We start from the raw sequence: 13732 nt of genomic DNA, 5'->3' as shown, positions 1-13732 counted from the left end.
CTCCTTTTGATGTGATGAGGAAGATTTTTACATATTCATCTTGCTATGTATACGGATAAGATCTACTGTATACCAAATTCAATAACGAGGAGATGAATGCATGTGGCACGCAATCGCAAGTTATGAACACACGTTGGGCAAGGGCGGTACGCGGCTGGCGCTGGTGGCAGAAGGCCAGAAGCTGTATGACGCGGCGCAGCTGATCGAAGCTGGTGCGCTGGGGGAGCGGGGCCCACGTCTGGCGCAGGATCTGGGCGGCGCTTTGCAGAACTGGGAAACCAACGCCGCGCTGCTGGAACAGATGGCGCGCGCACTGCCGCCGTTGCTGGCCAGTGGCCGCGTGGCGCCGCTGGCTGCGCAGTCGTACCGCTTGTGCGTCCCCTACACGCCGGGCCGTATTTTTGGCGCGGCCTCCAACTTCTACGAACACGCTCGCGAGATGGGCACGGAGCTGGCGCCGCGCACGGAGAGCACGCCGTTCTGCTTCATGAAGGCGGAGACCAGCGTCACCGCGACCGAAACCGATGTTGTCATGCCGGCCAATACGGAAAAGCTGGACTGGGAAGTGGAGCTGGGCGTCATCATCGGCAAGACCTGCCGCAATGTCAGCGTGGAGCAGGCTTACGAGGTGATCGCCGGCTATACCGTGTTTAACGACGTCACCGCGCGCGACCTTAACCGACGCAGTGATTATCCGTTCAAGCATGACTGGTTCCGCGGCAAGAGCCACGATACCTTTGGCCCGATGGGACCATGGGTGGTGCCGCGCAGCTGCATCGAAGCGCCGCAAAGCCTGCGACTGAAACTCAGCGTGAATGGCGAGATGATGCAGAACGATACTGCGGACGCCATGATCTTCAACATCGCCGAGCAGATCGCTTATCTGTCCAGCATGTTGACGCTAAAGCCGGGCGACCTGCTGGCGACAGGCACGCCGGCAGGTGTCGGCATGGGACGCGACACTTACCTGAAGCCTGGCGATGAGATGATCGCTTCCATCGAAAAGATCGGCAGCATCCGCAACCGCGTGGTGGCGGCATGAAGCGCGCACACCGGTTCATACGCCGTGCGGTGACGACGTCGATCGCACTGGCTGCATTGGCGACACAAGCTGCGACGGCCGCGGACGCAGTCCGCTTCAACCTGGCCTGGCTGCCGCAGGGGAGCACCAGCGGTGTGCTCATTGCGGTCGCCAAGGGCTATTACACCGAAGCGGGCCTGGACGTCAGCGTTACGCGCGGCTACGGCGGGCAGCGTACCGTCAATGAAGTCGATCAGGGCCTGTTTGAATTCGGCTACGGTGATCCGATCAGCGTCATGCTGAACCGCGCGCAGGGCGGCAAGACGGTAATGGTCGGCGCCATCAATACACGCTGGCCGGGTGCGCTGTGCTATGTCGATAAACCGGGCCGCAAGATCAAGACCATCGCGGATCTGAAAGGGCTGGTGATTGGCGGCGGTGCGGCGTCACCGCTGCACAACGTGATTCCGGCATGGCTGCAGGCGAATGGCCTTCCCGCAGATTACGTGAAGCTGCTGCGTCTTGATCCTGCCGTCATCAACACCGCGTTTTTGGACGGCAGCATCGATCTGGCCGAGTGCTGGGAAGGCGCCAACAAGCCGGTGCTGGAGAAGATGGCGCAGAAAAACGACATGAAGATCGGTGTACTGCGCTACCGCGACTTCAACCTCAATTTGTACGGCAACGGCATTGTCACCAGCGAGAAGCTGATCGCCGCCAAGCCCGAGGTGGTAAAGCGCTTCATGCAGGCGACCTACCGCGGCTATGAGTTCCAGTCGAAGAATCCGCAGGAAGCCGTTGCGCTGGTGGCCAGCCAGCAGAAGCTGATCGACCGCACGGTGCTGCGCCAGCAGATCGAAGAAACCACGGTGCTGATGCAGGCGCCGGAAGCCACAGGCAAAAAGCCGGGCTGGATGCAGGAGGAGCGCATGCAGTCGACAGTGGACTTCGTACACAAGGCGTTCAACGTGACCACGAGCGTTAAACCTTCCGATATTTATACCAATCGATTCGTCGACTAAAAACAAGACGGACCTGGAGACAAGCATGGAAAAAATACGACCAAAAAAACTCGGGCACCTGGTGCTGATGGTGCGCGACATTCAGAAATCGGTCCGCTTCTATACGGAAGTGGTGGGCTTGCAGGTGTCGGACTGGATCTCCGATCAGATGGTGTTCCTGCGTTCTGGCGAAGACCACCACGACCTGGCGCTGTCGCAGATTCCCAAGGATGCAGAAGGCATCAACGATCTGCCGCATTATGGCCGGCCGGGCCTGGAGCATTTCTCCTATCTGGTCGAGGACCGTGCGGAGATTGACCGCACGGTGAAGGTGCTGCAGGAGCATGGTATTGAAATCGTGCGCGGGATCGGCAAGCACGGTCCGGGTGAGAACCTGTTCCTGGTGTTTAAAGACCCGGATGGGAACAACGTTGAGGTCTACTGCGAAATGACGCAGATCCCGCCAGGCAGCGATTACCGGCCGCAGGTCTGGGAGCGCAATATCGACTCCTTCGATCAGTACCGCTTCAAGCACTTTGTGGTCGCACCGCCGCAGGCTGTGATCGACGCCAAGTCTGGCAAACACTGAACGGAGGCGCGCATGAAACGCACGATTGAGGCGATTCTGTTCTGGGGCGCGGTCGCGCTGGTGTGGGAATACGGTGTCACGCTGGCCGGTGTGCGCAGCTATCTGATGCCATCCCTGAGCAAGGTGATTGCGGCGGGCTGGGAGGAGCGCGAGCTGCTGCTGGCAGAAAGCTGGGTCACGCTGCTGGAGGTGCTGGCGGGATTTGCGCTGGCTGTCATAGGCGGCTTGCTGCTGGGCGTGGCGATCCACTTCAGTGCCATCGCGCGGCGTACGCTGTATCCGCTCATCACGGCGCTGCAAAGCATGCCGAAGATTGCGCTGGCGCCGTTGATGATTGTGTGGTTCGGCTACGGCTTTTCCTCCAAGCTGGCATCGACATTCCTGTTTGCCTTCTTCCCGCTGGTGATTGCGACATTGGGCGGCTTGTCCGGCATTGCGGCGAACCTGGAGGAGCATTTCCGTGCGCTGGGTGCGTCACGCTGGGACACCTTGCTGCGCTTGCAGTTACCGTCTGCGCTGCCGAGTTTTGTGGATGGCGTGAAGATCGCGATGCCGCTGGCGGTGATCGGCGCCATCGTCGGTGAGTTCATCGGCTCCGAGAAAGGGCTGGGCCACCTGATGACACTGGCCACGGCAAATGCGCAGACGGATCTGATGTTTGCAGCGATCCTGACGATTACGGTGCTGGCCAGCCTGCTGTACTGGGCAGTGGAAGTTATGTCGCGCGCCGTCTGGTGGCGTGGAAAGGCGGTGTGATGATGGCCCAACTTAAAGTGATGCCGGGTGCGATTGCGGAACCGGCCGCGCCCAAGCTGGCGATACGCGTGTCGGATGTGGTCAAGCGCTTCCCTGGCAAGCAATCGGTGAATGCGCTGGAGGATGTGTCGCTGTCGATACGTGAGCGGGAGTTTGTCTCCATCCTTGGCCCCAGTGGTTGCGGCAAGAGCACCTTGCTGCGCATCGTTGCGGGCCTGGTACCGCACAGCGAAGGTGTGGTGCAGGTGGCGAATCGCGACGTGCATGGGCCGACGCCGGATATCGGTGTGGTTTTCCAGACCAGTAATATGCTGCCCTGGCTGACCGTTGAGCAGAACATGATGCTTGGTGCGCAGTTGCGCAAGCTGCCCGCTGCCACGGTGGCGCCCAAGGTGCGGGAGCTGACGCGGACATTGGGCCTGTCGGGTTTTGAGAACAGTCACCCGCATCAGCTCTCGGGCGGCATGCGGCAGCGTGCGTCCATCGGCCAGATTCTCGCGCTGGACCCGCAGATACTGCTGATGGACGAACCGTTTGGCGCGCTGGATGCGCTGACACGCGACCTGCTCAATGTGGAGCTGCTGCGCATCTGGCAAGAGCATATGAAGACCGTGCTGCTGGTGACGCACAGCATACAGGAAGCCGTGTTCCTGTCCGACCGTGTGCTGGTGATGTCGGCGCGTCCGGGACGTGTGATTCATGATATTGCGATTGATTTGCCGCGTCCGCGGCGGCCGGAGAATATCAAGGGCAATCCGCGATACGGCGAGTACATCGCGCAGATCAGCCAGATCATGGGAGTCTATTGATGGGTGCTTCGTTCCGTTCGTGGGCGCCGCCGTTTGTGGGCTTGTCCGACGCCGAACGCGAGGCTTTGCTGGCGATGGGGCCGCGCTGGGCGGAGGACATCAACCGCCATCGCGAGCAGGTGGTGGCGATTTATACGCCACATCATGCGGCAGCCAGCAAGGATGGCGTGCGGGTGGATGCCGCTTTGGCGTATGGCGACCATCCGCGCCAGTGCCTGGACATCTATCGGCTGGATGATGCGCAGGGGGCGCCGCCTTCGCCGGTGGTGGTGTTCGTGCACGGTGGCGCCTTCATGCGCGGGAATATGAATAGCAATGCTGAGATCTACAGCAATGTGACGCGCTACATCGCGCAGCAGGGATATGTGGCGGTGAATCTGGAGTACCGGCTGGCGCCGGAGGCGGCTTATCCGGCGGGCAGTGAGGATGTTGCGCTGGCCCTGGCGTGGTTGCGCGCGAATGCCGGCCGGTTTGGCGGGAATCCCCGGCACATCGTGCTGGTCGGGCATTCGGCAGGTGGCGCGCACGCCGCGTCCTACGTGCTTGACCCGGCACTTGAAGCCGCGCGGCGCGTCGGCAGTGGCAGAAGCGACGGAAGCGACGTGGCCGGCCCGGAGAGCGGGCTGTCTGGACTTGTGCTGATTAGCGCACGCTTGCGGGCGGACGTCTTGCCAGGCAATCCCAATGCGGCCGGTGTGCGTGCCTACTGGGGCGACGACGCCTCGCGCTATGAGACGCTTTCACCTTGCACGCACACCGCGCGCCTGGACGTACCGGCGCTGGTGGCGATTGCGGAATTTGAGAATCCTTATCTCGACACCTATGGCGAAGAATTTCATGACCGTGCGCAGGCCGCCGCCGCAGCGTGCACCTTGCTGCGTGTGCCGGGCCATAACCACACATCCGTCGTTGCGCATCTGGGCACGCAGGACCGTTGCTTTGGCCCTGCGTTGATCGACTTCCTGGACAGCACGCGACCCACTTAACAACGCATTGGAGACACACATGATGTCAACCCGATTGACAGGGGCGTTTGCGCCCGCCGTTACGCCATTCAAGCCGGATCTGAGTCCTGACCTTGAACGCTTTGCCACGCATTGCCACTGGTTGCAGCAACAGGGGGCAGGGCTGGCAGTTTTTGGAACCAACAGCGAAGCCAATTCGCTGACCGTCAGCGAGCGCGTGATGCTGCTCGATCACTTGATCGGCCAGGGCCTGGATGCTAGCCGGATTTTACCCGGCACCGGCTGCTGTGCGCTGCCGGATACGGTGGAACTGAGCCATCAGGCGACCTTGCATGGCTGCGCAGGTGTGCTGATGCTGCCGCCGTTTTTCTACAAAGGCGTTTCGGACGATGGCCTTTTCGACTACTACACGGAAGTGATTGAGCGCGTGGCCATGGACAACCTGCGGGTATTCCTGTATCACATACCGGCTTTCTCCGGCGTGCCGATTTCGCTGAATTTGATTGAGCGCCTGGCATCGCGCTTCCCGCAGCAGATCGCCGGCGTCAAGGACAGTTCTGGCGATTGGGCGAATCTGGAGGCGATGCTGACCAATTTCCCGCAGCTGTCGATTTTCCCCGCGTCGGAGAGTTTGTTGTCGCGGGCTTTGCCTCTCGGTGCGGCGGGCTGCATCTCTGCCACCATCAACATCAATCCTGCCGCAATCAGCGCGATGTGCGCAAACTGGCGCGCGCCGGATGCGGCCAAGGCGCAGGCTTCGCTGGATACGATACGCCAGATCATCCAGAAATACCCAATGATCGCGGCGCTTAAATGGACGATAGCGCACTATCGCGATGACCAGCAGTGGCAGCGTCAGCGTCCGCCGCTACGGGCGTTGAATGAACAGCAGCAAAGCGAGTTGCAGGCGCTGTTGTCGGCCGCAGGTTTCGCCATGCCCGGCCTGGAGGCATCATGAGCGCTGCCATCGCGCCGCTGGGGCGTTATCCGGCGTGGTGCCGGGCAGGGGATTTCATTTACGTCTCCGGCATGAGTGCGCGACAGGCGGATGGCAGCGTTGCCGGTGCAAGCCCGTATGACGCGGCCCTGCAGACGCGCGTTGTGATCGACAAGGTCAGAGCCGCACTGGCGGAGGCCGGCGCCACGCTAGACGATTGCGTGACCGTGACCAGCTATCTGACGGACATGGCGTACTTCGATGCCTACAATGCGGTGTACGCTCAGTCCTTCAATGGCCGCGCCGCCCGTGCGACGGTCGGTGTGGCGCAGTTGCCGCATCCCGATATGGTGGTGGAGTTGAGTGTAACCGCGTACAAGCCGGAGGCAGCATGAGCGTCCGGGCAGAAGATCGCGTCGCCGCCCGGCTCGACGATGCAGGTCTGGACCTACTGTTTCGTACCGCACGCTCGCACAATGGCTGGCTGCCAACGCCGGTAAGCGATGAGCTGCTGGAGCAGATTTATGACCTCATGAAGCTGTGCCCGACCAGTGTGAATGGCAGTCCTGCGCGCGTGCTATTCCTGCGCACCGCCGAAGCCCGCGCGCGGCTGCTCCCCGCCGTCAACCCCGGTAATGTGGACAAGGTGCGTGATGCGCCAGTGGTAGCGGTCATCGGCTACGACTTGCGCTTCCATGAGCATCTGCCGCAGCTGTTCCCGCATAACCCATCAACCGCCGCGCTGTTTGCGAACAATGAGGTGCTGGCCGAGGCGGCCGCTTTTCGCAACGGCAGCCTGCAAGGCGCTTACCTGATGCTGGCGGCGCGTGCGCTGGGGCTGGACTGCGGTCCCGTCTCCGGCTTCGATGCGCAAGCGGTGAATCGGGAGTTCTTTGCCGATGGGCGCGTGCGCGTGAACTTCATCTGCAACCTCGGTCATGGCGACCACGCCAGGATCTTCCCACGCAGCCCGCGCCTGCGTTTTGAGCAGGCCTGCACGCTACTCTAAAGAGAACACATATGGACATTCTGCTCTACCTCGGCCTCGGCGCGTTCGCCGGGATTCTGGCTGGCCTGTTGGGTGTTGGCGGCGGCACGGTCATCGTGCCGGTGCTGACCTTCATGTACGCGGCCCATCATTTCCCACCCCAGTACACGCTGCATCTCGCCTTGGGCACCTCGATGGCGTCGATACTGTTCACGTCTGTCGCCAGCCTGCGCTCGCACCATCGGCGTGGTGCGGTCGATTGGGCGGTGGTGCGCAAGCTCACACCTGGCATTGTGCTTGGCACCCTGGCAGGTGTGTGGCTTACAGCCCACATGTCCAGCAATCTGTTGAAAGTGATTTTTGTGGCTTTCGCCTACTTTGTCGCAGCGCAGATGCTCATGAATATCAAGCCCAAACCCAGCCGCCAGCTGCCCGAGCGCGGTGGCATGCTGGCCTCCGGTGGTGCGATTGGCGTGGTATCGAGCTTCGTCGGCATTGGCGGCGGCACCTTGTCCGTTCCGTTTATGACGTGGTGTAATGTGCCGCTGCACACGGTGATTGGTACCTCGGCCGCTCTGGGTTTCCCGATTGCGCTGGCGGGGGCGGTCGGCTATGTGGTCAACGGCTGGCGTGTGACGGGGCTGCCGGAATACAGTCTGGGCTTCGTCTATCTGCCTGCGTTGGTGGCGGTGGCGGGTGTCAGCGTGTTGACCGCACCGCTGGGCGCGCGCTGGGCACATGCGCTGCCGGTCGCGAAACTGAAAAAGCTGTTTGCGCTGCTGCTATTGGTGGTGGGGACCAAGATGTTGTCGTCGCTGTTTTGAAAGGAATGCATATGAATGCACTGTACCCATTTCATCTGGCCTTCTTCGTGCGCGATCTGGACGAGGCGCGAGGCTTCTATGGCGGCGTCCTCGGATTTACGGAGGGCCGTAGCACCGAGCGCTGGGTAGACTTCGATTGTCTGGGCCACCAGCTGTCGCTGCATCTCAAGCCTGGCATGCAGGTGTCTGCGCAGGCCGGGCAGGTCGATGGAGAAGAGGTGCCGATGCCGCATTTCGGCATCGTGCTGGACATGCCCAAGTGGCATGCGCTGGCCGAGAGAGTGCGCGCGGCGGGCGTCAGTTTTGTGGTCGAGCCGCACGTGCGCTTTGCCGGTCAGCCGGGCGAACAGTCCACCATGTTCTTCCTTGATCCATCCGGTAATGCACTGGAATTCAAGGGGCTGGCGGCATTGAACCAGCTGTTCGCGCGATAGTTTATAGTGTCAAAACTTTGTAGATAAGAGCAAAAACGATGGAAACCATTTCGATGCGGCTTTATCGCATCCTTGCAGACGAGATTATCAACGGTACCCTGGCGCCTGGAGACAGCCTGGAAGAAAACGCCATCGGCGAGCGCTTCAAAGTCTCGCGCACACCCATCCGCGCTGCGCTGCGCGAACTGGCCTCGAATGGCCTGATCGAACTGCGCCCGCGCAAAGGCGGCGTTGTGGTCAGCATCAGCATCGATGAACTGGCCGATACGCTGGAAGCGATGGGGGAGCTGGAGGCGCTGTGCTGCCGCATCAGCGCCGAGCGCATGAGCGCTGTGCAGAAAAAACAACTGGAACTGATCCACCTGCAAAGCCTGGAGTGCATCGAGCGGGGCGACGAAGAAGGCTACCTGGAGATGAATGCCAAGTTCCATCAATTGATCTGCGCCGGCGCGCATAACCGCAGCCTGGCCGAGAGCATCGACAAGCTGCGCCTGCGCCTGAACCAGTTCCGCGCTGCGCAGGGCGGCGTGGAGCGGCGCCTGGCCAAGTCGCAGGAGGAACATGCTGCCATCGTTGACGCCATCGTCGCCTCGGATGCGGAGCGTTCGTATCTGGCGATGCGCGATCATGCCAACCGTCTCAACGTCCACGTGCTGGAAGTAATGCGCGAGCGTCAGGACGCCCATGCTGCCTGATGACGACGATCTGCCGGCGGAGCGGCCGGGTGAGGGCGCCCGCGTCAACATCCCGCTGGTGGACGTCATGCTGCGGCGGATCAAACTCAAGCCGCTGCTGATCTTTGACCGCGTGCTGGCGTCGCAATCCATCGCCCGCGCGGCGCGCGAGCTGAATCTGACCCAGCCCGCCGTCACCAAGGCGATCCAGGAACTGGAGGCGGACCTGGGCGTCGAACTGTTTGAGCGCACCAACCGCGGCGTAGTGCCGACCTGCTATGCGGCCCTGCTGGGCGACCGCGTGAAAGCCGTCATCGCCGAACTGCGTTATCTGACTGACGAACTGAATTCCTTCCGTTCCGGCGAATCGGGCCATGTGGTGATTGGTACGCTGATCTCGGCATCGGCGCGGCTGCTGCCGAGCGCCATCGCCAGGCTGAAGGCCGAGCGCCCCGGCGTGCTGGTGACAGTGCGCGAAGGCCCGACGGACCGCCTGTTCCCGGCGCTCGCCACCGGTGAGCTGGATCTGGTGGTAGGCCGCCTGCCGGAAGCAGACCTGCCGCTGGCCCGCATGTACAGCTTCCGGCACACGGAGTTGTACAGCGAAGCCCTGTGCGCTGTGGTCTGGCGCGGACATCCGCTGGCCAGCCAGTCCAAAATCGCATTGAAACAGCTGCTCGACTGGCCATGGTTGCTGCCGACGATGGAGTCGCCCGCGCGCCTGCGTGCCGAACGGCTGTTTGCAGACGCCGGCCTGCCCATGCCATCCAATGTGGTCGAATCGTTATCGCTGTTGACGAATATCGGCCTGCTGCAGTCCATGCAGGCGATTAACCTGATGCCGCGCGCCGTGGCGCAGCACTTTGCGCAACTGCAGTTGCTGACGATACTGGAGCTGGGCGATATCGGCGCCTTCGGCCGCATCGGCTATTCGGTGCGCGATGACCGCGCCAGCACGCCGGCTGCGGCAAAATTCATCGAGTGCCTGACGCTCGCCGCCAGCGAGTTGTAATAAAAAACAGGAATACCTGAGTCCGGTTTTTTCATTATATTTTATTTCAGCTTCTCCCTATACTCGATTTCATACCGAGCATAAGGAGACAGCCTTGAAACCAGAATCACCGGCCCTGCTGCGCCACTACATCGGTGGCGAATTCGTCGCCAGCGCAGCGACTTTCGATAACATCGCACCTGTTGATGGCCGCCTGCTGTCGCGGGTGTCCGAAGCCGACCGCGCTACCGTGGAGTCGGCGGTGGCAGCCGCGCGCCGCGCGCTGTCCGGCCCCTGGGGCAAGATGAGCGTGCAGCAGCGTTCCGCCATGCTGCATAAAATCGCCGACGGCATCGAGGCGCGCTTCGACGAATTCGTCGCCGCCGAAGTAGCCGACACCGGCCGCCCGGTCCATCAGGCGCGCAGCCTGGACATCGCCCGTGCCATCACCAACTTCCGTACCTTCGCCGACCTGGCGGCATGCGCCAATTCGGATGCCTTCGAAATGCCGACCGCCGATGGTGCTGGCGCGCTGAATTACACGGTACGCAAGCCGTTGGGCGTGGTGGGCATCATCTCGCCGTGGAACCTGCCGCTGCTGCTGCTGACGTGGAAAGTGGCGCCAGCGCTGGCTTGCGGTAATGCGGTCATCGCCAAGCCATCCGAGGAATCGCCGACCAGCGCGACGCTGCTGGCGGAAGTGATTTGCCAGGCCGGCGTGCCAGCGGGCGTCTTTAATCTGGTGCATGGGCGCGGTGCTGATTCCGCTGGTCAGTTTCTGACGCAAAGCGCAGGCATCGATGCACTGACTTTTACCGGCGAATCGCGCACCGGCAGCACCATCATGAAAGCGGTGGCGGACGGTGTGAAAGAGGTGTCGTTTGAGCTGGGTGGCAAGAACGCTGCCGTGGTGTTTGCGGATGCGGACTTTGACGCGGCTGTCGCTGGCGTCATGCGTTCCTCGTTCACCAACTCCGGCCAGGTATGCCTGTGCTCCGAGCGCGTCTACGTGCACCGCTCGATCTACGACAAATTCGTCGCCGCCATCAAACAGAAAGTACAGGCGCTGCGCATTGGCTTCCCCGAGGAAGCGGATGTGGATATGGGGCCGCTGATCTCGCACGGCCACCGCGACAAGGTGTTGAGCTACTACCGCCTGGCAGTGGAAGAGGGCGCGACGGTGGTCGCTGGCGGCGGCGTGCCGGTATTTGGCGATGCGCGCGACGAAGGCGCGTACGTCCAACCGACCGTGTGGACTGGCCTGCCAGATAACGCGCGCTGCAATACGGAAGAGATCTTCGGCCCGGTATGCCATATCGCGTCGTTTGACGATGAAGAGGAGATCATCGCCCGTGTCAACGACAGCAAGTATGGCCTGGCCTGCGCGCTGTGGACCACCAACCTGTCACGCGCGCATCGCGTTGCGCGCCGCATCCATGTGGGGCTGGTCTGGGTCAACACCTGGTATCTGCGCGACCTGCGCACCCCATTTGGCGGCGTCAAGCTGTCCGGCCTTGGACGTGAAGGCGGCCGCTATTCGCTCGACTTCTATTCCGACGTCGCCAACATCTGCATCAAACTGTAAGGAGATCGCATGCAACGCCAAACGATACAGTCCCCGGCGGTCGCTGCGCCGCGCTTCCGCTACAGCCCATGCGTGCATATCGGCGACACGGTGCAGCTGTCCGGCATGATTGCGCTCGACCCCGGCACCGGCGTGCTGATGGCCGGCGGCCCTGGCGCCGAAGCGGCCTTCATCCTCGCCATCCTGCAGCGTGCCTTGCCGGATTACGGCGTCACGCTGGACCAGTTGCTGATCGCCCGTATCTACACCACGCGCATGGACTTGTTCGGCGAAATCAACGCCGCATGGGAAGCCGTGTTCACGCCGGATGTCACGCCACCAGCCCGTACCAGCATCGGCGTCAGTGCGCTGCCGCTGGGCGCCAGTGTGGAAATCGAATTCACCTTTGTGCAGGAGCGCCGTCCATGAATATGCAAGTACAGCAAGCCGCTGACCTGATCTGGGAAGCGCACCAGCGCGGCGAACCATGCGCGCCGGTACGCGACCTGATTGGCGCTACCGACATCGAACGCGCCTACGCGGTCCAGAAGATCAATACCGACCGCTGGCTGGTACGTGGCCGCCGCGCCGTCGGCCGCAAAATCGGCCTGACTTCGGTCGCGGTGCAAAAACAGCTTGGCGTGGACCAGCCGGACTTCGGCATGCTGTTTGCCGATATGTGCCTGTGCGATGGCGAAGAAGTCGCGCCGGGCCGCGTGCTGCAACCGAAGGTGGAAGCGGAGATCGCGCTGGTGCTGGAGCGTTCACTGCCGCATGAACAGAACACCGTCGCCGACATCCTGCGCGCCACCGCCTATGCGCTGCCGTCCATAGAGATCGTCGGCAGCCGCATCGCCAACTGGGATATCCGCCTGGCGGACACCATTGCCGACAACGCGTCGAGCGGCTTGTTTGTACTGGGCTCGCGTCCCGTCAAGCTGTCCGAGTTTGACGTGATGGGTTGCGGCATGGTGATGGAGAAGCGCGGCGAACAGGTATCGGTTGGTGCGGGTGCGGCCTGTCTCGGTAATCCGCTGCGCGCGGCTGTCTGGCTGGCCGACACCATGGCGCGTCTCGGCAGCCCATTGCAAGCCGGCGACATCGTGCTGACCGGCGCACTTGGGCCGATGGCCGTGGCCCGTCCCGGTGATGTATTCGAAGCGAGCATCGAAGGCCTGGGCAGTGTGCGTGCCGCCTTCAGCGCCTGATAAAACAAGGGAGATTCCATGCAAGACAAAGAACAAGATCGCTGGGAGGTCGCCATCATCGGCTCCGGCAATATCGGTACCGATCTGATGATCAAGGTACTGCGCAATTCGCGTCACCTGAAGATGGGGGCGATGGTGGGCATCGATCCGAATTCGGATGGCCTGGCGCGTGCCGCCCGTCTGGGTGTGCCAACCACGCATGAAGGTGTGCAAGGACTGGCGGCGCTGCCGAACTTCAAGCAGATCCGCCTGGCATTTGACGCCACATCGGCAGGCGCGCATGCGGAGCATAACCGCCTGCTGCAATGGCACGGCGTGCGCGTGATCGACCTGACGCCGGCTGCTATCGGCCCCTACGTGGTGCCGGTGGTGAATCTGGATGAGCACCTGAATGAACCCAACCTGAACATGGTGACCTGCGGTGGGCAGGCCACGATTCCGATGGTGCGTGCTGTATCGCGCATCGCCAAGGTGCATTACGCGGAGATCGTCGCGTCCATCGCCAGCAAGTCCGCGGGCCCGGGAACGCGCGCCAACATTGATGAATTCACCGAAACGACTTCGCAGGCAATTGTCAGCGTAGGCGGTGCGGCGCAGGGCAAGGCCATTATCGTACTGAATCCGGCCGAACCGCCGCTGATGATGCGCGACACGGTGTTCTGCCTGGCCGAGGAAAGTGCCAATGAGGATGAGATCCGTGCATCCGTTGAAGAGATGGCGGCCAAAGTCAGCGCCTACGTGCCGGGTTATCGCCTGAAGCAGCAGGTGCAGTTTGAGCGTATTCCTGCGGAGCGTCCGATCAACATTCCGGGCCTGGGCAAGGTGCATGGCCTCAAAGTCTCCATCTTCATTGAAGTGGAAGGCGCGGCCCATTACCTGCCTGCCTATGCGGGCAACCTGGACATCATGACGTCGGCCGCGCTGGCCACGGCTGAACAAATCGCCGCCAGCGCGCTGGCAAAATAAGGAAC

General features: G+C 61.9%; 17 protein-coding genes. All 17 read left to right on the top strand.

The annotated features are described in order from the left end of the window. The first annotated feature begins 100 nt into the window (after positions 1-100). The 17 genes from GTP58_RS24035 to GTP58_RS23955 all read left to right on the top strand — a co-directional run bounded on the left by GTP58_RS24035 (position 101) and on the right by GTP58_RS23955 (position 13727). A complete protein-coding gene (locus GTP58_RS24035) occupies positions 101-1042 on the top strand; it encodes a fumarylacetoacetate hydrolase family protein (protein ID WP_161079603.1) in 942 nt (313 codons plus the stop codon). Beyond that, entirely contained in the window at positions 1039-2043 is a 1005-nt protein-coding gene (locus GTP58_RS24030) for an ABC transporter substrate-binding protein (RefSeq protein ID WP_161079602.1), read from the top strand. The genes GTP58_RS24035 and GTP58_RS24030 overlap by 4 nt, the downstream gene beginning before the upstream one ends. 25 nt (positions 2044-2068) lie before the next feature. Beyond that, positions 2069-2611 (top strand): VOC family protein, encoded by a 543-nt coding sequence (locus GTP58_RS24025; protein WP_072788518.1) that lies wholly within the window; start codon positions 2069-2071, stop codon positions 2609-2611. A 12-nt stretch (positions 2612-2623) separates the two neighbouring features. Then, a complete protein-coding gene (locus GTP58_RS24020) occupies positions 2624-3367 on the top strand; it encodes an ABC transporter permease (protein ID WP_161079601.1) in 744 nt (247 codons plus the stop codon). Between the two features lie 2 nt (positions 3368-3369). Beyond that, complete coding sequence (locus tag GTP58_RS24015) at positions 3370-4176, top strand: ABC transporter ATP-binding protein (RefSeq protein ID WP_139260685.1); 807 nt, start codon at positions 3370-3372, stop codon at positions 4174-4176. Beyond that, on the top strand, positions 4176-5162 hold the full coding sequence (locus GTP58_RS24010) for an alpha/beta hydrolase (RefSeq protein WP_161079599.1): 987 nt from the start codon (positions 4176-4178) through the stop codon (positions 5160-5162). The genes GTP58_RS24015 and GTP58_RS24010 overlap by 1 nt, the downstream gene beginning before the upstream one ends. Before the next feature lie 19 nt (positions 5163-5181). Next, the gene (locus GTP58_RS24005) at positions 5182-6099 is read left to right on the top strand and encodes a dihydrodipicolinate synthase family protein (protein WP_308937374.1); all 918 of its coding nucleotides are present in this window, start codon (positions 5182-5184) and stop codon (positions 6097-6099) included. Then, the gene (locus GTP58_RS24000; protein WP_161079598.1) at positions 6096-6473 is read left to right on the top strand and encodes a RidA family protein; all 378 of its coding nucleotides are present in this window, start codon (positions 6096-6098) and stop codon (positions 6471-6473) included. The genes GTP58_RS24005 and GTP58_RS24000 overlap by 4 nt, the downstream gene beginning before the upstream one ends. After that, positions 6470-7087, top strand: a complete 618-nt coding sequence (locus tag GTP58_RS23995; protein ID WP_161079597.1) for a malonic semialdehyde reductase — start codon at positions 6470-6472, stop codon at positions 7085-7087. Before GTP58_RS24000 ends, GTP58_RS23995 begins: the two co-directional genes overlap by 4 nt. Positions 7088-7098: 11 nt before the next feature. Then, a complete protein-coding gene (locus tag GTP58_RS23990) occupies positions 7099-7890 on the top strand; it encodes a sulfite exporter TauE/SafE family protein (RefSeq protein WP_072788505.1) in 792 nt (263 codons plus the stop codon). 11 nt (positions 7891-7901) lie between these two features. Next, on the top strand, positions 7902-8324 hold the full coding sequence (locus GTP58_RS23985) for a VOC family protein (protein ID WP_161079596.1): 423 nt from the start codon (positions 7902-7904) through the stop codon (positions 8322-8324). A 38-nt stretch (positions 8325-8362) separates the two neighbouring features. Continuing rightward, positions 8363-9019: a GntR family transcriptional regulator gene (locus tag GTP58_RS23980; protein WP_072788500.1), complete on the top strand. Its 657-nt coding sequence runs from the start codon at positions 8363-8365 to the stop codon at positions 9017-9019. Further along, positions 9009-10010, top strand: a complete 1002-nt coding sequence (locus GTP58_RS23975; RefSeq protein WP_202413838.1) for a LysR substrate-binding domain-containing protein — start codon at positions 9009-9011, stop codon at positions 10008-10010. The genes GTP58_RS23980 and GTP58_RS23975 overlap by 11 nt, the downstream gene beginning before the upstream one ends. A gap of 94 nt (positions 10011-10104) precedes the next feature. Continuing rightward, positions 10105-11574 (top strand): 2-hydroxymuconic semialdehyde dehydrogenase, encoded by a 1470-nt coding sequence (locus tag GTP58_RS23970; RefSeq protein WP_161079595.1) that lies wholly within the window; start codon positions 10105-10107, stop codon positions 11572-11574. Between the two features lie 9 nt (positions 11575-11583). Then, on the top strand, positions 11584-11982 hold the full coding sequence (locus GTP58_RS23965) for a RidA family protein (protein WP_161079594.1): 399 nt from the start codon (positions 11584-11586) through the stop codon (positions 11980-11982). After that, complete coding sequence (mhpD, locus tag GTP58_RS23960; RefSeq protein WP_161079593.1) at positions 11979-12761, top strand: 2-keto-4-pentenoate hydratase; 783 nt, start codon at positions 11979-11981, stop codon at positions 12759-12761. Before GTP58_RS23965 ends, mhpD begins: the two co-directional genes overlap by 4 nt. An 18-nt stretch (positions 12762-12779) precedes the next feature. Further along, positions 12780-13727, top strand: coding sequence for an acetaldehyde dehydrogenase (acetylating) (locus tag GTP58_RS23955; protein WP_161079592.1), 948 nt, complete (start codon positions 12780-12782; stop codon positions 13725-13727). Positions 13728-13732: the final 5 nt, after the last annotated feature.

Origin of the sequence: Duganella sp. CY15W (assembly GCF_009857555.1) — a bacterium.
In the GTDB taxonomy this organism is placed as follows: Bacteria; Pseudomonadota; Gammaproteobacteria; order Burkholderiales; family Burkholderiaceae_D; genus Rugamonas; species Rugamonas sacchari.
This window is presented reverse-complemented; position numbering and strand designations above follow the sequence as displayed.